The following is a 19,271-nucleotide window of genomic DNA, read 5'->3' as shown; positions in this document are numbered from 1 at the left end:
AAGGTCCCAGGCCCGCTCATGTCCGCAAAAAGCGAGGAAGCAAGATGACCATTGGCGACGACCGCACCGATTGCCCCGACTGGCCCGAGGCATTCGCCCGGCGCTACCAGGACGCCGGCTACTGGCGCGAGGAAACCTTCTCCGGCCTGCTGCGCCAAGCCGCCCGGCGCTTCGCCGAGCGCGAGGCACTGGTGGAAGGGGAGCGGCGCCTGAGCTACCGCGAGCTGGACGCGCGGGTCGAGCGCCTGGCCGCCGGCCTGCACGGCCTGGGCCTGCGCGCTGGCGACAACGTGCTGCTGCAATTGCCCAACGGCATCGCCTTCGTCGAGGCCTGCTTCGCCCTGTACCGCCTTGGCGCGCGGCCGATCTTCGCTCTGCCGGCGCACCGCGAGTTGGAGCTTTCCAGCTTCTGCCGCTTCGCCGAGGCCCGCGCCTATATCTGCACCGATCGTGCCGGCGACTTCGACTTCCGCGCCCTGGCGCGGCGGCTCCAGGCGGAGCAGAAGCAACTGCGCCACGTGCTGGTGGCCGGTGAGGCGCAGGAGTTCGTCGCCCTGGCCGACCTCTACCAGGCCGAGCCCCTGGCGTTGCCCGGGCCGACGCCGGACGCGGTGGCCTGCTTCCAGCTCTCCGGCGGCTCCACCGGGGTGCCCAAGCTGATTCCGCGGCGGCACCGGGAGTACCTCTACAACCTGCGTGCCAGCGCCGAGCTGTGCGGCCTGGGGCCGGACAGCACCTACCTGGCGGCGCTGCCCATGGCGCACAACTTCCCCATGTGCTGCCCGGGTTTCATGGGCACCCTGTACAGCGGCGGGCGGGTGGTGACCGCGGCGCAGCCGACGCCGGAATGCTGCTTCCCGCTGGTCGAGGCCGAGGGCGTGACCCATACCGCCCTGGTGCCGCCGCTGGCCCTGGTCTGGATGGAGGCGGCCGAGGTCCGCGGGCGCGGCCTGCCCGGCCTGCTGCTGCAGGTGGGCGGTGCGCGGCTGAGCGAGGCGGCGGCGCGGCGCGTCGAGCCGACACTGGGCTGCCGCTTGCAGCAGGTGTTCGGCATGGCCGAGGGGCTGATCTGCTACACCCGCCCGGACGACGACGCCGAGCACCTGCTGCGCACCCAGGGCCGGCCGTTGTCGCCGGCGGACGAAGTGCGGGTGGTGGACGAGCAGGGCAACGACCTGCCGCCCGGGCAGGTGGGCCTGCTGCTGACCCGCGGGCCCTACACCATCCGCGGCTACTACCGGAACCCCGGGCAGGACGCCGAGTGCTTCACGGCCGACGGCTTCTACCGCTCCGGCGACCGGGTGGCGCTGACTGCCGACGGCTACCTGGTGGTGGAAGGGCGCGACAAGGACCTGATCAACCGCGGCGGCGAGAAGATCGCCGCGGAGGAGGTGGAGAACCTGCTGCTGGCCCACCCCGCGGTGCTGGATGCGGCGCTGGTGGCGATGCCCGACGGCTTCCTCGGCGAACGCAGTTGCGCGTTCGTGATCCGCCGCTCGCCGGCTGCCGCCGGTGAACTCAAGGCCTACCTGCGCGGCTGCGGACTGGCGGCGTTCAAGCTGCCGGACCGCTTCGAGTTCATCGAGGCCTTCCCGCAGACCGGTGTCGGCAAGGTCAGCCGGCGGCACCTGCGCGAGGCCCTCCAGCAACAGTACTTCACCCCGCGGGAGGCGTGCGCGCGTGGCTGAGGCGGGCTTCCCTCTGGCGGTACTGCTGCGCCCGGTGCGCGGCCGCCTGCTGCTGGCGGTGACGTTGCAGGCGTTGTCGGCTCTGGCCGGCATCCTGCCTTTCGTCGCCCTGGCCGAACTGGCGCCGGCGCTGCTGGCCGGCAGCCTCGACGACGCCCGGGCGCCGCTCCTGGCCCTGGCCGGCGCCGCCGCGCTGCTGCTGCGCCTGCTGGGCCTGAGTTGCGCACTGCACATGACCCACCTGGCCGACAGCGACCTGCAGCTGCACCTGCGCCGCCGCCTGGCCGTCCACCTCGGGCGCCTGCCCCTGGGCTGGTATGCCGGGCGCAACCTGGCGCGGCTGAACCGGGTGCTGGTGGACGACGTCGGCGCCCTGCATCACCTGGTGGCGCACCTGCCCAACAACCTCGCCGCGGCGCTGGTGGCGCCGGCTGCCTGCCTGGCCTACCTGGTGCTGAAGGACTGGCGCATGACCCTGGTGGTGTTGCTGCCGCCGCTGCTGGCGCTGTGGCGCCTCGCCGCGCTGCGCTCGGCTGTCTACCGCGCCGACCGCCAGGCCCTGGGGGCCGCCATCGGCGGCCTGTCCCAGGCGACCCTGGGGTTCGTCCAGGGCATCGCAATGGTCAAGTCCTTCGGCCGTTCCGGGCAGGTGCAGGGCGCCTTCTTCGTCGCTGTGGAGGACTTCGCCCGCTTCTTCGCCGCCTGGGTCGGGCGCTGGGCCGGGCTGGGCGCTAGCGTCGAGGTGCTGCTCTCGCCGCTGCTGATGATCGCCCTGGTGCTGCTGGCCGGCAGCGGCCTGGTGCTCGCAGGTGAGCTGCAGCCGGTGCAACTGCTGCCCTTCGCCTTGCTCGGCCCGGCCCTGGCTGCGCCCGTAGCGGCGCTGGGGCACGGCGGCGACGCCATCGTCCAGGGCCGCGAGGCCGCGCGGCGCATCGGCGAGCTGCTGGCCACCGCGCCGCTGCCGCAGCCGGCATCACCGCGCCAGCCGCAGGGTGCCGAAGTGCGCTTCGAAGCGGTGAGCCTCAGGCACGCCGATGGTGGCCTGGCCCTGGACGGCATCGACCTGGTGCTGGCGCCGGGCACCCTGACCGCCCTGGTGGGCGAATCCGGCGCCGGTAAGTCGACCCTGGCGAGCCTGTTGCCGCGCTTCGCCGACGTCAGCAGCGGCGCCATCCGCATCGGCGGCGTGGACCTGCGCGAGATGGACAACGCCACCCTGTACCGGCAGGTCGCCTTCGTCTTCCAGGAGGTCCGCCTGCTGCGCGCCAGCGTGCTGGACAACCTGCGCCTGGCGAGGCCCGAGGCCACGCTCGACGAAGTCAGGGCCGCGGCGCGGGCCGCGCAGATCGATGCGCGTATCGAACAATTGCCCCAGGGCTACGCCACCGTGCTGGACGGCAGCCAGGCGTTGTCCGGCGGCGAGCGGCAGCGCCTGGCCATCGCCCGTGCGCTGCTGGCCGATGCCCCCATCCTGGTGCTGGACGAAGCCACCGCTGCGGCCGACCCGGAGTCCGAAGCGGCGATCCAGCAGGCCCTGTCGGTGCTGGCGGCCGGGCGCACGGTGCTGGTGATCGCGCACCGACTGGCCAGCCTGCGCGATGCCGATCGGATCGTCGTGCTCGACGGTGGCCGGGTGCTGGAAATGGGGCGCCACGAAGCGCTGTTGCAGCAGGGCGGCGCCTACGCCCGGCTGTGGGCGGCGGAGCAGGGGGGCGGCGCATGATCGTCGAACTGCTGCGTTGCCTGGAGCCGGCCCAGGCTCGCCGCCTGCGCCTGGCGGTGCTGGCCATGGCCGCCGCGGCCAGCGCCCAGGGGGTTGCCCTGGGCCTGCTGCCGCTGGCCTTCGCCGAACTGTTCGGCGGCGCACCGGCATGGCACTGGCCGCTGGCCTTCGCCGTGCTGGCCATGGCTTGCCTGTGGCTGCGCCGCCATGCCCAGCTGCTTGGCTATCGCGCCGGCGCGCAAGCCGCCCGCGGGCTGAACCGGCGTCTTGGCCAGCACCTGGCGCGGATCCCCCTGGAGTGGTTCGTCGAGCGCCGCGGCGCCGAGCTCAACCGCCTGGTGACCTACAACGTGCTGCAGGTGATGAGCGTGCCGGCGCACCTGTTGCAGCCGCTGCTCAATGCGCTGCTGACACCGCTCGCGCTGCTGGCCGTGCTGGCTTTGCAGATGCCGCAACTGGCCCTGGCGGGGCTGGCGGCGGCATTGCCGCTGTGGCTGTTCTACCGCTGGGGCGTGCGCTGGGGCGGCGAGGCCGAGGAGGGCAGCGAGCGGGCGAGCACCGAGGCCGCGGCGCGGGTCCTGGAGTTCGTCCGCCAGCAGGCGCTGCTGCGTGTCAGCGGGCGTACCGAGGCCGGCTTCGAACTGCTCGAAAGGGCCCTCGACGAACAGCGCCGCGCCCAGCGCCGAGCCCACTGGCGCACCTTCCCGGCGGCGCTGGGCCTGGCCGGCGCGCTGCAGGCGCTGTACACACTGTTGCTGCTGGGCGGGCTGCATGCGGTGCTCGGCGGGCACCTGGCGGCCACGGAGTTCCTCGCCCTGGGGCTGCTGGCGACCTGCCTGGTGGAGCCCATGGGCACCCTGGTCAACCTGGGCGCCACCTTGCGCCAGACCCGCCATGGCCTGCGCCAGCTACGCCAGGTACTGCAGGTGGCGCCGCTGCCCGAGCCCGCCCGGCCGCGGCTTCCGGCCGACCACCGCCTGCAGGCGCGCGGCCTGGGCCTGGTGCGCCAGGGTCGCCGGGTGCTCTGCGGCATCGAGTTCGACCTGGCGCCCGGCTCGCTCAACCTGCTGGTGGGCGCCTCGGGGGCCGGCAAGTCGAGCCTGCTGCGTCTGCTGGCGCGCTGTGCCGACCCGGACGAAGGCCAGGTGCTGCTGGGGGGCGTCGACCTGCGCGAGATCGCTGCCGCCGAGCGCGACCGCAGCCTGGCGTTGCTGCCCCAGGACTGCGCCCCGTTGCCCGGCAGCCTGCTGGACAACCTGCGCCTGGGCGACCCCGCGGCCAGCGACGCGACGCTGCTGTCGATGGCCCGCGCCTGCGGCCTGGAAAGCCTCGCCAGGCGCCTGGCCGAAGGCTGGCGCAGCCCCCTGGGCGAGGCCGGGAACGGCCTGTCCGGTGGCGAACGGCAACGCCTGGCCCTGGCCCGCCTGCTGCTCAAGGGCGCCCCCGTGCTGCTGCTGGACGAACCCACCGCAGCCCTGGACCCGGCCAGCGAGGCGCGCATCAACCGCCTGCTGCTCGGCCTCGCCGGCCGCCACACGCTGCTGCTGGCCACCCACCGGCCGAGCCTGGCCGAACAGGCCGCACAGATCCTCGTGCTCGACCAGGGCCGCCTGGTGCAGCGCGGCACCCACCGTCAGCTTCTGGCCCAGCCGGGCCGCTATCGAGAGCTGTTCCACGAGCGCGAAGCGGTCAACCGCTGGCGCCTGCGTGGCCCCATCCACCCCGCTTCCGCAAGGACTGCCCAGCATGAACGATAACCCAGCACTGGCATGCGCTCATTCACCCCGGGCGCACCCCGGCGACGACCTCGCCGGCACCGATCCACACAGCCTGCGCGACTGGCTCGCGCCGGCCCTGGGCTGCGACGCCGCGGCCATCGACGCGCAACTGTCGCTGATCGACCAGGGCCTGGATTCCATCAACCTCATGCGCCTGCCCACGCTACTGGCCCGCCATGGCGTGCGGGTCGGCTTCGCCGAGCTGATGGAGCGACCGACCCTGGAGGCCTGGCTGCGCCTGTTCGCCGAGTGCGCCGGCGCGGTGGCCGCGGCGGAGCCGGCCACGCCCGCGGTCGGCGACGGCTTCGAACTGACGCCCCTGCAGCAGGCATACTGGCTGGGCCGCGACGAGCAGCGCAGCCTCGGCGGGGTGGCCTGTCAGCTGTACCAGGAACTGGACGGCGGCGAACTCGACCCGCCGCGCCTGGAAAGCGCCGTGCGCGCGCTCTGCCAGCGACACGCCATGCTGCGCGCGCAGTTCCTGGCCGACGGCCGCCAGCGCATCCGCAGCGAGCCGGCCTGGGCCGGCCTGCGCGTGCACGACCTGCGCCGCCTCGCCGGGGCCGAACGCGAAGCGCGCCTGGCGCAACTGCGCGAGGCACTGTCGCAGCGCTGCCTGGACGTCGCCGCCGGGCAGGTCTTCGACCTGCAACTGAGCCTGCTGCCGGATGGGCGCGGCCGGCTGCACCTGAACCTCGACCTGCTGGTCGCCGACGTGCTCAGCTTCGCCATCCTGCTGCGCGACCTGGCGGCCTTCTACCGTGGCGAGGGCGGAACGCTGCCGGCGTTGGGCATGGATTTCCCGACCTATCTGGCCGCCCAGCGCGAATTGCGCCTGCCGCAACTGGCGAGCGCCCGCGACTACTGGCGCACCCGCCTGGACAGCCTGCCCGGCCCGCCGCAGCTCCCCCTGGCCGAGGCCCCGGAGCGTCTTGGCCGGCCGCGCTTCCGCCGCCTCCAACTGCTGCTCGAGAAGCCGCGCCTGGCGCTCCTGGAAGCCCGCGCCCGGGCACATGGCCTGACACTCGCCAGCGTGCTGGCCTGCGCCTACGCCCAGGTCCTGGCGCGCTGGAGCGCCAGCCAGCGCTTCGTCCTCAACCTGCCGTTGTTCGACCGCCAGCCGCTGGACAGCGGCGTGGCGCACATGGTCGCGGACTTCTCCAACCTGGTGCTGCTGGAGGTGGACCTTTCCCGCGCGGGCAGCTTCGCCGAGCAGGCCGCCGCCCTGCAGGCGCAACTGCACCGGGACCTGGGCCACGCGGCCTGGTCGGGCATGGAGGTGCTGCGCGAGCTGGCCCAGCGCCAGGACGGCGAAGGCCTGGGCGCCCCCGTGGTGTTCGCCTGCAACCTGGGCGAGCCGCTGGTGGACGCGCGTTGCCGCGAAACCCTCGGCCGTCCCGGCTGGGCGCTGTCGCAGACGCCCCAGGTCTGGCTCGACCACCAGACCTACCCGCTGGAGGAGGGCCTGCTGCTGAACTGGGACGCGGTCGACGGGCTGTTTCCCGACGGCCTGCTGGAAGCCATGTTCGCCGCCTATGAGCGCCTGATAGAGGGCTTGCCCGAGCAGGACTGGGGCCAACCCGTATCGCTGGAACTGCCTGCGGCGCAAGCGCAGGTGCGCTACCAGGTCAACGACACCCGCGCGGACCTGGAGCCCGGCGTGCTGCACCAGGGCTTCTTCGCCCAGGCGCGGAACAACCCCCATAACCTGGCCCTGGTGGCCCACGACGAGCAGGAACGCCAGTACAGCTACGCCGAACTGGCCGAAGCTGCCCTGCGCCTGGCCGCAGCGCTGCGCGAATGGGGCGTGGCGGCCGGCGACGGCGTGGCCATCACGCTGCCCAAGGGGGCGGGCCAGGTGATCGCCGTGCTGGGCGTGCTTGCCGCCGGCGCGTGCTACGTCCCGGTGGGGATCGAACAGCCGCCGGCGCGGCGCGCGGCCATCCTGCGCCAGGCCGGCGTGCGCCTGGTGCTGACCGACGCCGAGCGGGCCGGGCAGGGCACCTGGCCGGCCGTCACGGTGGTGCGCGAGCTGGCCGACAGCCAGGCCTTCGAACCCCTGGCCAAGCCCCTGCCGGTGGAGCCGTCGGCCACCGCCTACGTGATCTTCACTTCCGGCAGCAGCGGCGAGCCCAAGGGCGTCGAGGTCGCCCACGGCGCCGCGCTGAACACCCTGGATGCCCTGCGCCGGCGCTACCGGCTGACGGCCGGCGACCGCCTGCTCGGCGTCTCGGCCCTGGACTTCGACCTCTCGGTGTTCGACCTCTTCGCCGTGCTCGGCGTCGGCGGCACCCTGGTGCTTCCGGACGAGGCCCTGCGCAAGGAGCCCACGCACTGGCTGCAGCTGCTGCGCCGGCACGGCGTCACCCTGTGGAACTCGGTGCCGGCATTGCTCGACATGCTGCTGCTGCGCAACCGTGGCGGCCTCGGGCTGGGCGGCCTGCGCCTGGCGCTGGTCTCCGGTGACTGGATCGGCCTGGACCTGCCGCCGCGCCTGCGCCAGGTCGCCCCCGGCTGCCGCTTCGTGGCCCTGGGTGGGGCTACCGAGGCGGCGGTCTGGTCGAATTTCCAGGAAGTCGGGGAGGTGCCGCCGCAGTGGCGTTCGATCCCTTACGGGCGGCCACTGGACAATCAGCGCTACCGGGTGGTCGACGGCCTCGGCCGGGATTGCCCGGACTGGGTCGCCGGCGAGCTGTGGATCGGCGGCGCCGGCGTCGCCCTGGGCTATCGCGGGCAACCGGCGCTGACCCTCCAGCGCTTCGTCGAGCACGACGGCGAACGCTGGTACCGCACCGGCGACCTGGGCCGCTACTGGCCCGACGGCACCCTGGAGTTCCTCGGCCGCGTCGACCAGCAGGTGAAGCTGCGCGGCCACCGCGTCGAACTCGCCGAGGTCGAGGCCGCCCTCGAACGCCATCCGGCACTGGCGCGTGCCGTGGCCCTGGTGCTGCCCGGCGCACGGGCCAGCCTGGTCGCCGCGGTGGTGCCCGCTGGCGGCCGCGAGACGCCGCAGGAAGCGCAGCTGCGTGACTGGGCCGGCGACTGGTTGCCTGCGCACATGCTGCCCGAGCGCATCCTCGCGCTGCCGCGGCTGCCCCTGAGCGGCAACGGCAAGGTGGACCGCAAGGCCCTGGCCTGGCTGCTGCAGGAGCAGTTGCAGGGCAGCGCCCCGGCGGCGGAAGAGGAGCCGCTCGGCGAACTGGAGGCCGAGGTCGCCCGCCACTGGCGCGCGCTCCTGGAGGTGCCGTGGGTCGGCCGCCACCAGGGCTTCTTCGCCCTCGGTGGCAACAGCCTGCTGGCCACCCGGCTGATCGAGCGCCTGGCCAGCGGATTCGGCGTGGAACTGACGCTCAAGGACTTCTTCGGCGCCGCCAGCGTCGCCACCCAGGCCGCCCTGGTGGCGGCCCGGCAGGCGCAGCGGCAGGCGTCCGTCAACCCGTTGCAGGAGGGGGCACTATGAACATCCATGAACTGCGCAATGAACTGGACGCGCTGGGCGTCGAGCTGTGGGAAGAGAACGGCCTGCTGCGCTACCGGGCGCCGGCCGGGGCCCTGGACGAGGCTCTGCTGCAACGCCTGCGCGAGGCCCGCGACGAACTGCTGGGCAAGTTGGCGACGGAGCGCGAGCAGGCCCTGCAGGGCGACCCGGCGGAGCAGGGGGAGCCCTTCCCACTGACCGACGTGCAGGCCGCCTATCTGCTCGGCCGCAGCACCGCCTTCGCCCATGGCGGGGTCGCCTGCCACGGCTACCTGGAGTTCTCCTTCCCCGGCCTGGAGGTGGCGCGCCTGGAGCGGGCCTGGAACCAGCTGATCGAGCGCCATCCCATGCTCCGCGCGGTGGTCAGCGCCGAGGGCCACCAGCGCATCCTGGCCGAGGTGCCGTACTACCGGCTGCAGGAGCACCTGCGAGATGCCGAGGGCCAGCGGTTGGCCGAGCTGCGCGAGCGCATGGAGCTGCGCCGCGCCGGCCCCGAGTGCTGGCCGCTGGTGGAACTGTGCGTCAGCCGCGGCGCCGACGGCGACCGCCTGCACCTGTCGGTGGACCTGCTGGTGTGCGACTACCAGAGCGTGCGCCTGCTGCTCGGCGAGCTGCACCAGCTGTACCACGGCGGTTCCCTGGCGGAGCCTGCGCGGATCAGCTTCCGCGACTACGTCCTGGCCGAGCGCCGCCTGCGCGAAGGGCCGCGCTACGGCCGCGACCGCGACTACTGGCTGGCCCGCATCGACGGCTTGCCTGGCGCGCCCGAGCTGCCCATGGCCGACGCGCAGCCGGGGGCCCGCTTCCGCCGCCTGGCTTTGCAGGTGGACGAGCGCGACTACCGGGCCCTCGGCCTCAACGCCGCCGGCGCCGGCATCGGGGTGTCCGCCGCGGTGCTCGCCGCCTATGCGGAAACCCTGGGGCGCTGGAGCCGGCGCGGCGACTTCTGCCTGAGCCTGACGCTGCTCAACCGCCTGGCGCTGCACCCGCAGGTGGAACGCCTGGTGGGGGACTTCAGCTCGGTGGAGGTGCTGCAGGTGGATACCCGCCAGGGCGGCAGCTTCGCCGAGCGCGCCGCGCAACTGCAGGCGCGCCTGTGGGAGGACATGGACCACCGGCTGTTCTCCGGCATCGAGGTACTGCGCGAACTGGCGCGTCGCCGGGGCCGCGATGCCGCGCTGCTGCCCTACGCCTTCACCAGCACCCTGGGCGCCGGCGGCGAGGCCGGCCGAGGCCCCTTCATGCCCGGAGCCGAGCTGGTCCATGGCATCAGCCAGACGCCCCAGGTGCTGATCGACTGCCAGGTCTCCGAGCGCGACGGCGGCCTCTGGGTGAACTGGGACTACCGCGAAGGCGCCTTTGCCGAACCCGTGCTGCGCGCCATGTTCGATGCCTTCTGCGCCCTGTTGCTGCGCCTGGCGCGCGAACCCTCGGCCTGGGCGCTGGACGACTGCCTGGAGCTGCCCGCCACCCAGCGCCTGGCCCGCGAGCTGGCCAACCAGACCGATGCGCCGCTGCCCGAGGGCCTGTTGCACGAGCCGGTGTTCGCCCGGGCGCGCCTGGCGCCCCGACACCCGGCGCTGGTGCAGGGCGATCGGCGGCTGGACTTCGCCGAGCTGGTCGCGCGCGCCGAGGCGGTGGCCGCCGCCTTGCTCGACGCCGGCTGCCAGCCCGGCGAGCGGGTCGCGGTGTGCATGGACAAGGGCATCGAGCAGGTGGTCGCCGTGCTCGGCATCCTGCGCGCCGGCGCCGCCTACCTGCCGCTGGACACCAGCCAGCCCGAAGCGCGCCGCGAGCTGATCCTGGAGAACGCCGGGGTGTGGCGGGTGGCCACCCACTCGGCGCTGGAAGGGCACCTGGCCTGGCCGGCGCGGATCGTCCAGACGCTCGCCGTGGACCGCCTGCAGCCGTATGCCGGTGCGCCATTGCCGGCCGCTGCGGCGGGGCCGGACGAACTGGCGTACGTGATCTACACCTCCGGCTCCACCGGCACGCCCAAGGGGGTGATGATCAGCCACCGGGCGGCGCTGAACACCCTGGCGGACATCAACGAGCGCTTCCAGGTCGATGCCGACGACCGCATCCTCGGCCTGGCCAGCCTGGGCTTCGACCTGTCGGTCTACGACATCTTCGGCGCGCTGGCCGCCGGCGCCACGCTGGTGCTGCCGGATGCCCGGCGGCGCAACGACCCCTCCCACTGGGCGGCCTGCGCCCGCGAGCAGGGCGTGACCCTGTGGAACTCGGTGCCGGCGCAACTGCAGATGCTCCTGCACTACCTGCGCTCGGAACCCGGGGCGGCCCCGCAGCGCTTGCGCCTGGCGCTGCTCTCCGGCGACTGGATTCCGCTCAACCTGGCGGCGGAGAGCGCCGCGTCGCTGCCGCGCCTGCGCCTGGTGGGCCTGGGCGGCGCCACCGAGGCGGCGATCTGGTCGATCATCCAGCCACTGGACGAGGTGCCGCCGCACTGGCGCAGCGTTCCCTACGGCCGGCCGCTGGCCAACCAGCGCTTCCATGTGCTCGACGAGCGTCTGCGCGACCGCCCGGACGGCGTGGCCGGCGAACTCTACATCGCCGGCGACGGCCTGGCCCTGGGCTACCTGGGCGATGCGCAGAAGACCGCGGAGCGCTTCATCCGCCACCCCGTCAGCGGCGAGCGGCTATACCGCACCGGCGACCTGGGGCGCTACCTGGCGGACGGCAGCATCGAGTTCCTCGGTCGCGAGGACTTCCAGGTGAAGGTGCGCGGCCACCGCATCGAACTGGCCGAGGTGGAGAGCGCACTGCTCGAGCACCCGGGCGTGCAATCCGCGGTGGTCGTGGCCCAGGGCGAGGATGCCCTGGAGCGGCGCCTGGTGGCCTTCCTCCGTGCGGAGCCCGCGGCGCCCGCGCCCTGGCCCGAGGGCCTGGCCGAGCAGGCGCGGGCGGCGGGGCAGGGCGTCAGCGGCGGCCTGGACCCGTGCGAGATCCGCGAGATGTCGGAGCAGGTCGAGCGCGCCGCGCTGCTGGCCATGGCCGCCGCGCTGAAACGGCCGGGGCTGTTCGACGAGAGCGTACGGGGGCATTCGCTGGACGACATCTACCGGGCCTGTGAAGTGGCGCCGCGCAACCAGCGGCTGATCCGGCGTTGGTTGCGAGCCCTGGTGGAGGAGGGGTTGCTGGCCTTCGACGAGGCGCGTGGCGGCTACCACGGGCTGCAGGCGCCGGACGCCGGGTTGCGCCAGGCCTGGGCGCGCATCGGCGAACTGGAGCCCCGGGTGGGCTGGGGCGCCGAGGTGCTGCGCTACCTGCGCGAGAGCCAGGAGCGCTTGCCCGAGCTGATGAGCGACCGTCTCGACCCGCTGCACCTGCTGTTCCCCGAAGGGCGCACCGAGGTGGCCGACGGCGCCTACCGGCGCAATCTCATCAGCCAGTACCTGAACCGAGCGGTGTGCGCCGCGCTGCGCCGCATCGCCGCCGACTTCGACGCCGAACGGCCGCTGCGCCTTCTGGAGATAGGCGCCGGCGTCGGCGGCACCAGCTGCGACCTGATCCCGGCGCTGGCGGGGCTGCCGGTGGACTACCAGTTCACCGACCTCTCGCAGTATTTCCTCAACGAGGCCCGCGAACGCTTCGCCGACTATCCCTGGGTGCGCTACGGCCTGTTCGACCTCAACCAGGAGCCCTGGCGCCAGGGCGTTGCCGACAACTCGCTGGACGTGATCCTCTGCGCCAACGTGCTGCACAACGCCCGCGATGCCGGCCGGGTGCTGGCGCGCCTGCGGCGGATGCTGGCGCCCGGTGGCTGGCTGGTGTTCATCGAGGCCACCCGCGACACCTACCAGATCATGGCGTCCATGGAGTTCAAGGAGGGCCTCACCGAGTTCGAGGACCTGCGCCGCGAGCTGGACACCACCTTCCTGCGCCGCGAGCAATGGCAGGCCCTGCTGGCCGAGGCCGGGGCCGAGGCGCCGCTATGCCTGCCGGAGGCCGGGGAGGCCATGTCCTGCATCGGCCAGCACCTGTTCATCGCCCGCTTCAAGGCCGACCGCCAGCGCCTGGAGCCCGTCGCCCTGCGCACCCACCTGGCGCGGCGCCTGCCGGAGTACATGCTGCCGGCGGAAATGCTGGTGCTCGACGAGCTGCCCCTGACCGCCAACGGCAAGGTCGACCGGCAGGCCCTGGCCACGCTGCGCGCCCAGGGCGCCGAGCGCTCGACCGCCACCGGCGAGCCGCCGCGGGACGAACTGGAGCGGGCCATCGCCGAGGTCTGGCGGGAAACCCTGCGGGTGCCGGCGGTGGGGCGCGAGCAGGGCTTCTTCGAACTGGGCGGCGACTCGCTGCTGGTGGCCCAGGTGGTCGGCCGCCTGCGCGAGCGCCTGCCGCAGCTGCGCAGCGTGCAGTGGGACCAGTTGCTACGCCAATTGATCAACCAGCCGACGGTGGCGGCGCTGGCCGACTTCGTCCGCGCCAGCGATGCGGCGCGGCCGGGTTCGCCCCTGGTGTCGATCCGCGAACAGGGGGAAGGCCACAAGCGCATCTTCGTCCACGATGGCAGCGGCACCCTGGCGCCCTACCGTGCGCTGTTCGCTGCCCTGGAAGGCGGCGCCGACGGCCTGGTGCTGGCCGACGTGGCCGCCTACCTGGCGCTGGCGCCGGAGCAGGCCATCCGCCGCCTGGCCGAAAGCTACGCCGCCACCCTGGAAGCCGCCGGATACCGTAGCCTGAGCATCGTCGGCTATTGCCTGGGCGGCCTGCTGGCCAGCGAGCTGGCGGCCTGCCTGAAGGCGCGGGGCGTGGCGGTCGAGGCGCTGACGGTGATCAGCAGTTACCGCGTGCCTTTCCTGATCGAAGACGACCTGTTGGCCGAATACGTGTTCGCCCGGGTCATGCAGGCCGACCCCCGCGAGCTGGGCTACCCGATGGACGAGGTCGGCCTGGAGCAGGCCATCGCCGAGGCCCTGCGGCGTACCCCGGGGCGGGTGACGCGGGGCGTATGGCAGGAACTGGAGGAGCGCCCGCAGACCCGCGACGCCCTGGCGGCCATGCGCAGGCTGGCGGCATGTTCGCCCGAGCAGCGCCTGCAGGCCATCGCCCGCGCCATGCGCCATGCCGGCTCGCAGTTCAGCGACCTGGACTGGCTCGGCGAGCAACTGCGCGTGTTGCGCCACAGCCTGGCGGCGGTGGCGTTGCACCAGGCCACGCCTTACGACGGCGACATGCTGTTCGTCCGCCAGACCGGCGAAGTGCAGGTGCTGCCGGGCATGCACCGCGACATGAGCGCCTACTGGCGCGGGCTGTGCCTGGGCCGCCTGCAGGTGGTCGACGTGCCCGGCGACCACTTCAGCTGCATGCAGGCGCCCCACGTCCAGGCGGTGGCGCGGGCCTGCAAGCAACGGCAGGAGGCACTGGCATGAATGGCGACCCCATAGGCCTGCTGGGCGCCAGCGGCAGCGTCGGCCGTGAAGTCGTTCGCCTGCTGCGGTCGCGGCACCCGTTGCGCATCGGCGGGCGCGACCTGCGGGTGTTGCAGCGCCTGGCCGCCGAACAGGACGATGTGCAGGCGCATGCCCTGGACCTGAACGACGAGGGCGCGCTGCGTGGCTTCGTCGACGGCTGCCGCCTGGTGCTCAACTGCGCGGGCCCGAGTTACCGGGTGCTCGACCGGGTGGCGCGGGTGGCCCTGGCGGCAGGCGCCGACTACCTGGACGTCGGGGGTGACGACCCGCTCTGGCAGCGCCTCGCTGGCCGGGTTCCCGAAGGCCGCCGGGCGCTGCTCTCGGCCGGCATGCTGCCGGGGCTGTCCGGGCTGCTGCCGCGCTACCTGGCCGCCGGCCTGCAGCGGATCGACGAGATGCGCTGCTATGCCGGTGGCCTGGGGGTGTTTTCCGCCAGCGCTGCCGAAGACTTCCTGCTCAGCCTCGACCCCGCCCATGGCTTCGGCCGGGCCCGGCAGGCCTGGCGCGATGGCCGCGCGATCGCCTGGAACGGCGCGCCCGCCGAGGCGCTGCGGCGACCCTGGCTCGGCAACCGGGAGTTGCTGGCCATGCCCTACCTGGGCGCGGAGGGCCGGCGGCTGTTCGCCGCGCTGGGCGTGGCCAGCGGCTGCGCCTTCAACCTGTTCGAGGACGGCCAGCTGCTGGCCTGCCTGCGGCGTATCCAGGGCCGCGGCGGGCCGGGGGAGGACAGGGCCGGAGCGATCGCCGGGCTGGTCGCCGCCAGCCGCCTGGATGCCGCCGGACGCACGCCCTACCAGGTGCTGGCCGTGGAGCTGCGAGGGCGCAGTGGCGAGGGTGACGTGCAGCGTAGTGCCTGGTTGCTCGGTGGCGATGGCTCGCGCCTGACGGCCGCGACGGCAGCCTTTGCCGTGGAGTGCCTGGAGCGCTTGCCGGCGGGGCTGCACTTCGCCGCCGAGGTGCTGCCGCCGGGCGAGTGCCTGGAACGGCTGCGGGCCTGGCTGCCCGAACTGCGACTGGGCCAGGGCGAGGCCGCCGCGGATGCCTGCCCGGTGGAGGAGGGCGCGCTATGAGACAGGCAACGGAAAGTCCCTGGCTGCGCCGTTTCCCCGGGCTGCCGAACCCCGGCTTCCGCCTGCTGTGCCTGCCCCATGCCGGCGGCGGCGCGAGCTTCTTCCGCGATTGGCGCAGGCACCTGGAGCCGGACGTGGAGCTGCTGGCCGCCCGGTACCCGGGGCGCGAGGAGCGCCACGGCGAGGCGATGGCAACCAGCCTGGAGGCCATGGCCGCATGCATAGCCGATGCCTGCGCCGGCCTCGACGAGCGCCCGCTGGCCCTGTTCGGCCACAGCATGGGCGCGGCCCTGGCGTACGAGATCGCCCTGGCCCTGCAGGCGCGCGGTCGGGCGCCCCTGCACCTGTTCGTCTCCGCCCACCCGCCGCCCCATCGCCAGCGCGGCGGCAGCCTGCACCTGCAGACGGACGCGGCGTTGCTGGCGGACGTGTGCCGACAGTCCGATGGCGCGCCCTCGGCGCTGGACGATCCGGCCGTGCGCGAGCTGTTCCTGCCGGCGCTGCGGGCCGACTACCGGCTGATCGAGCGCTACCGGCGCGAGCGTGTCGAGCCACTGGACTGCCCGGTCTCGCTGTTGCTGGGCGAGGACGACGGGGAAGTGAACGACGACGAGGCCCTGGCCTGGGCCGCCGCCAGCCGTTGCGGGCTGGACGTGCGGCGTTTCGCCGGTGGCCATTCCTACCTGCGCGCGCAGCGCCGCGCCGTGCTCGAACACATAGGCGGCTGGCTTGCCAGCTACCGCGAGCCGGCCTGGCAACTGTGGCCCTGAACCCATCGCAAGGAGCGAACGCAATGAAGACCCCGGAACAATGCGCCAGCCTCGACGACGTGCGCCTGGGCATCGACAGCCTCGACCGCGAGATCATCGCCGCCCTCGGCCGGCGCCTGGCCTACGTCAAGGCGGCGGCCCGCTTCAAGCCGGACGAGGCGAGCATAGCCGCGCCGCAGCGGGTCGCCGCGATGCTGCCCGAACGCCGCGCCTGGGCCCGCGCCGCCGGGCTGGACCCGGCGTTCGTCGGCCCGCTGTATGCCCAGATCATCCAGTGGAACATCGACCAGCAGGTACGCCACTGGCGCCGTCGGAACGGCCTGGAGGAGGACGGGCAGGCATGAACGCGGATACCTTCGACGAACTGCGGGCGGCCTTCGCGGCGGCCGCGCGCCAGGCCCGCGAGCAGGGGTGGCCGGTACTGGCGGTCGGCACCACGGCCTGTGCGGAACTCGACGCCATGCGGCTGTTCGCCGCCAACCGCCAGGTATTCGGCCAGAGCCTGCTGTGGCGGGCGGAAGAGGGCACCGAAGCCATGGCCGGCTTCAGTTGTACCCAGGAAGTCAGCCCGCCGGCGGCCGGGCGCTTCGCCGCCAGCGCCGACATCTGGCGCGAGCTGTTGGCCCGCATGGCCTGGCGCGGGCCGTGCCCGCCGCGCCTGTGCGGTGGCTTCGCCTTCGACGCCCAGGCGCCGACGGCGCCACACTGGCGCGCCTTCGCCGCCACCTCGCTGGTGTTGCCGCGCATCCTCTACCTGCGCCGGGCAGGGCGCTCCTTCCTGTCCTTCAGCCGCTGGCTGGAGCCGGATGCCGACGTCGATGCCGCGGTCCGTGAGCTACGCGCCGAATGGAGCACCTTGCTCGCCCGCTACCTCCACCGGCCGCGCTGTCCCGCCCTGGCGCAAGCCCCGGTGGCGCGCGAGACGCTGGACGCCCGTGACTGGCAGGCGCGGGTGGCGGCGGCAGTGGCGCATATCGCCCAGGGTGGGCTGCGCAAGGTGGTGCTGGCTCGCGAAGTATGCCTGCAGGCGGTGGGCGGCTTCCCCTGTGGCCAGGTGCTGGAGCGCCTGGCCCAGGCCGGCCCCACGGCCTGCCTGTTCGCCTTCGACCGTGGCGGCGCCTGCTTCCTCGGGGCGACCCCGGAGCGCCTGCTGCGGGTCGCCGGGGGCGAACTGGACACCGTGGCGCTGGCCGGCACCCTGGCGCGCGGGGCAACGCCCCAGGAAGACGCGCGCCTGGGCACCGCGCTGCTGAACAGCGCCAAGGACCGCCACGAGCATGCACTGGTCGTCGAGTGCCTGCGCGAAGCCCTGGCGCCCTACTGCGAACGGCTGGACATCGAGGCGTTGCCGCGCCTGCATCGCCTGGCGCGGGTGCAACACCTGCTGACCCCGTGCGTGGGCGGCTGCGTGCGGGGGTGGATATCCTCGACCTGGTGGCGGCGCTGCACCCCACCCCGGCGGTGGGCGGCCTGCCGCGCGAGGCGGCGCTGGACTACATCCGCCGCCACGAGGGCATGGACCGTGGCTGGTACGCCGCGCCGGTGGGCTGGCTGGATGCCGCGGGCGACGCCGAGTTCTGCGTGGCACTGCGCTCGGCCCTGCTGCGGGGCGACAGGGCGCACCTGTTCGCGGGCTGCGGGATAGTCGCCGCCTCGGAGCCGCAGGCCGAGTACCGGGAAACCTGCCTGAAACTGCGTACCATGCAGGACGCCCTGGCCCCGCCAGTGGAGGCCCCTCAGCGGCGGCTGCCCTGATCGCGGCTGCGCCGGTACGCCCCCGGCTGCTGTCCGGTGCTCTTGTGGAAGGCGCGGGTGAAGGCCGCCACCGACTGGTAGCCGACCGCCGCGGCCACCTCGGCCACGCTCTGGTCGGCCTTGAGCAGGCGGCAGGCCTGGCCCATGCGCAGGGCCAGCAGCACCTGGCCGGGGGACTGCCCGCAGGTTTCGTTGAAGCGCTTGAAGAAGGCCGAGCGCGACAGCCCGGCGCAGGCCGCCATGTCCTCCAGTGTCCAGGGCAACTGCGGCTGCTCGATCATCCTTTCCAGCAGGCCGGCGAACTGCGGCTGCCGGGCCAGGGCCACCAGGCCGCCGAGGCCGGGGTTGTCCAGCACCTGCTGGCGCAGCACGTAGAGGAACAGCAGGTGGCTCAGGCGCTCCAGCAGTTGCTGCGAGGGCGCCGGCTGGCGCGCGCATTCCTCCAGGATGAGTTCGAACAGGCTGCGCGCGGCGCGTTGCGAGGGCTCGTCGGCGCGCAGCACCAGGTAGGCGGGCAGGGCGTCGATGATCAGCGCGGAGAGCCCCGAGTGGAAATGGAAGAAGCCGCAGACCAGCCCGACGCCGTCCTCGGCCTGCAGCTCCAGGGCGGTCATGGCCTGGCGCGGCTGGCAGGCGGCGGCCTCGGCGCTGGCGGCGTCGGACAGCCGGTAGGCCAGGTCGCGCAGGAGGAAGACGGCATCGCCGCCGTCCAGGCGCACCGGCGCCTCGCCCTCCAGGTGCAGCCAGCAGTGGCCCTGCACCACCAGGTGGAAGCTGGCCCTGGCCAGGCCCTGGGTGGACGCGTGCCAGCCGCCGCAGTAGCGGCCCACGTGGAACAGGCTGGCGTCCAGTTCCAGGCTGTCTAATAACCAATCGACAAGGGGGCTCGACGAAATCATCTAACGAAAAGACTCTGGAGCAAGTGATAGCGACTTTAGAATATTGAACGGTTTTCTTATTACCAACAGACTTTTTCGACACCTACCGTACACGGAGTCGAACCATGTCCCGCCTGCCCATCCAGACCCTCGACAGCGCCCCGGAAGCGGCCCGGCCGTTCCTCGAGAACGCGCTGAAGAACTCCGGCTTCATTCCCAACCTGCTCGGCGTGCTGGCCAACGCCCCGGCGGCGCTGGAGACCTACGTGACCGTCTCCGGCCTCAACGCCAAGGCCGAGCTGGGCCTGGCCGAGCGCGAGGTGGTCCAGCTGATCGCCGCCACCACCCACGGCTGCGATTTCTGCGTGGCCGGGCATACCGCGGTGGCGGCCAACAAGGCCAGGCTCCCCGAGGAAGTGATAGCCGCCCTGCGCGAACAACGCGAACTGCCGGACGCGCGCCTGGAGGCCCTGGCCGCCTTCGCCCGCGAGGCCATCGCCACCCGCGGCGCGGTCAGCGACGCCGGCCTTGCGGCCTTCCGCGCCGCCGGCTTCAGCGACGGCAACGCCCTGGAGGTGCTGCTGGGCATCAGCCTGGCGACCCTGTGCAACTTCGCCAACGTGCTGGCGCAGACGCCGCTCAACCCCGAACTGGGCAAGTACCGCTGGGAAAAGGCCTGAGTTTCCCATGACCGGG

General features: G+C 73.2%; 11 protein-coding genes and 1 pseudogene. 11 read left to right on the top strand and 1 reads right to left on the bottom strand.

All coding sequences use genetic code 11. The features are described 5' to 3' along the window. Nucleotides 1-44: 44 nt before the first annotated feature. The 10 genes and pseudogenes from PKO50_RS16060 (at nucleotide 45) to PKO50_RS16015 (ending at nucleotide 17,697) form a co-directional block, all read left to right on the top strand. Nucleotides 45-1,688: an AMP-binding protein gene (locus PKO50_RS16060; RefSeq protein ID WP_275630296.1), complete on the top strand. Its 1,644-nt coding sequence runs from the start codon at nucleotides 45-47 to the stop codon at nucleotides 1,686-1,688. After that, nucleotides 1,681-3,411, top strand: a complete 1,731-nt coding sequence (locus PKO50_RS16055) for an ABC transporter ATP-binding protein (RefSeq protein WP_275630295.1) — start codon at nucleotides 1,681-1,683, stop codon at nucleotides 3,409-3,411. Before PKO50_RS16060 ends, PKO50_RS16055 begins: the two co-directional genes overlap by 8 nt. Beyond that, nucleotides 3,408-5,168 (top strand): ABC transporter ATP-binding protein, encoded by a 1,761-nt coding sequence (locus PKO50_RS16050; RefSeq protein ID WP_275630294.1) that lies wholly within the window; start codon nucleotides 3,408-3,410, stop codon nucleotides 5,166-5,168. The genes PKO50_RS16055 and PKO50_RS16050 overlap by 4 nt, the downstream gene beginning before the upstream one ends. Then, nucleotides 5,158-8,649 carry an amino acid adenylation domain-containing protein gene (locus PKO50_RS16045; protein WP_275630293.1) on the top strand — a complete coding sequence of 1,164 codons (3,492 nt, stop codon included), beginning with the start codon at nucleotides 5,158-5,160 and terminating at the stop codon, nucleotides 8,647-8,649. The genes PKO50_RS16050 and PKO50_RS16045 overlap by 11 nt, the downstream gene beginning before the upstream one ends. After that, nucleotides 8,646-14,060: a non-ribosomal peptide synthetase gene (locus PKO50_RS16040; RefSeq protein ID WP_275630292.1), complete on the top strand. Its 5,415-nt coding sequence runs from the start codon at nucleotides 8,646-8,648 to the stop codon at nucleotides 14,058-14,060. The genes PKO50_RS16045 and PKO50_RS16040 overlap by 4 nt, the downstream gene beginning before the upstream one ends. Continuing rightward, nucleotides 14,057-15,172 carry a saccharopine dehydrogenase NADP-binding domain-containing protein gene (locus tag PKO50_RS16035; protein WP_275630291.1) on the top strand — a complete coding sequence of 372 codons (1,116 nt, stop codon included), beginning with the start codon at nucleotides 14,057-14,059 and terminating at the stop codon, nucleotides 15,170-15,172. Before PKO50_RS16040 ends, PKO50_RS16035 begins: the two co-directional genes overlap by 4 nt. Further along, nucleotides 15,169-15,942 (top strand): alpha/beta fold hydrolase, encoded by a 774-nt coding sequence (locus PKO50_RS16030; RefSeq protein ID WP_275630290.1) that lies wholly within the window; start codon nucleotides 15,169-15,171, stop codon nucleotides 15,940-15,942. The genes PKO50_RS16035 and PKO50_RS16030 overlap by 4 nt, the downstream gene beginning before the upstream one ends. A gap of 23 nt (nucleotides 15,943-15,965) precedes the next feature. After that, a complete protein-coding gene (locus tag PKO50_RS16025) occupies nucleotides 15,966-16,286 on the top strand; it encodes an isochorismate lyase (RefSeq protein ID WP_089393678.1) in 321 nt (106 codons plus the stop codon). Further along, a pseudogene (locus PKO50_RS16020) lies at nucleotides 16,283-17,293 on the top strand (chorismate-binding protein); the annotation flags it as partial. The gene PKO50_RS16025 and the pseudogene PKO50_RS16020, both read left to right, overlap by 4 nt. Beyond that, a complete protein-coding gene (locus PKO50_RS16015) occupies nucleotides 17,236-17,697 on the top strand; it encodes a chorismate-binding protein (RefSeq protein WP_275630486.1) in 462 nt (153 codons plus the stop codon). The pseudogene PKO50_RS16020 and the gene PKO50_RS16015, both read left to right, overlap by 58 nt. Here PKO50_RS16015 and PKO50_RS16010 read toward each other — a convergent pair. After that, nucleotides 17,679-18,596 carry an AraC family transcriptional regulator gene (locus PKO50_RS16010; protein WP_109937016.1) on the bottom strand — a complete coding sequence of 306 codons (918 nt, stop codon included), beginning with the start codon at nucleotides 18,594-18,596 and terminating at the stop codon, nucleotides 17,679-17,681. The genes PKO50_RS16015 and PKO50_RS16010 overlap by 19 nt on opposite strands. 104 nt (nucleotides 18,597-18,700) lie before the next feature. On the opposite strand from PKO50_RS16010, the gene PKO50_RS16005 reads away from it, so the two are divergent. Then, nucleotides 18,701-19,255 (top strand): carboxymuconolactone decarboxylase family protein, encoded by a 555-nt coding sequence (locus PKO50_RS16005; RefSeq protein ID WP_275630289.1) that lies wholly within the window; start codon nucleotides 18,701-18,703, stop codon nucleotides 19,253-19,255. The last annotated feature ends 16 nt before the right edge of the window (nucleotides 19,256-19,271 follow it).

The sequence above is a fragment of the Pseudomonas sp. 273 genome (assembly GCF_029201425.1).
In the GTDB taxonomy this organism is placed as follows: domain Bacteria; phylum Pseudomonadota; class Gammaproteobacteria; order Pseudomonadales; family Pseudomonadaceae; genus Pseudomonas; species Pseudomonas delhiensis.
This window is presented reverse-complemented; position numbering and strand designations above follow the sequence as displayed.

What these genes read in the sequence shown, in the direction of transcription:
- PKO50_RS16060 (WP_275630296.1), top strand. Translation starts at nt 45, where the DNA reads ATGACCATTGGCGACGACCGCACCGATTGCCCCGACTGGCCCGAGGCA.
- PKO50_RS16050 (WP_275630294.1), top strand. Translation starts at nt 3,408, where the DNA reads ATGATCGTCGAACTGCTGCGTTGCCTGGAGCCGGCCCAGGCTCGCCGC.
- PKO50_RS16045 (WP_275630293.1), top strand. Translation starts at nt 5,158, where the DNA reads ATGAACGATAACCCAGCACTGGCATGCGCTCATTCACCCCGGGCGCAC.
- PKO50_RS16040 (WP_275630292.1), top strand. Translation starts at nt 8,646, where the DNA reads ATGAACATCCATGAACTGCGCAATGAACTGGACGCGCTGGGCGTCGAG.
- PKO50_RS16035 (WP_275630291.1), top strand. Translation starts at nt 14,057, where the DNA reads ATGAATGGCGACCCCATAGGCCTGCTGGGCGCCAGCGGCAGCGTCGGC.
- PKO50_RS16030 (WP_275630290.1), top strand. Translation starts at nt 15,169, where the DNA reads ATGAGACAGGCAACGGAAAGTCCCTGGCTGCGCCGTTTCCCCGGGCTG.
- PKO50_RS16025 (WP_089393678.1), top strand. Translation starts at nt 15,966, where the DNA reads ATGAAGACCCCGGAACAATGCGCCAGCCTCGACGACGTGCGCCTGGGC.
- PKO50_RS16010 (WP_109937016.1), bottom strand. Translation starts at nt 18,596, where the DNA reads ATGATTTCGTCGAGCCCCCTTGTCGATTGGTTATTAGACAGCCTGGAA.
- PKO50_RS16005 (WP_275630289.1), top strand. Translation starts at nt 18,701, where the DNA reads ATGTCCCGCCTGCCCATCCAGACCCTCGACAGCGCCCCGGAAGCGGCC.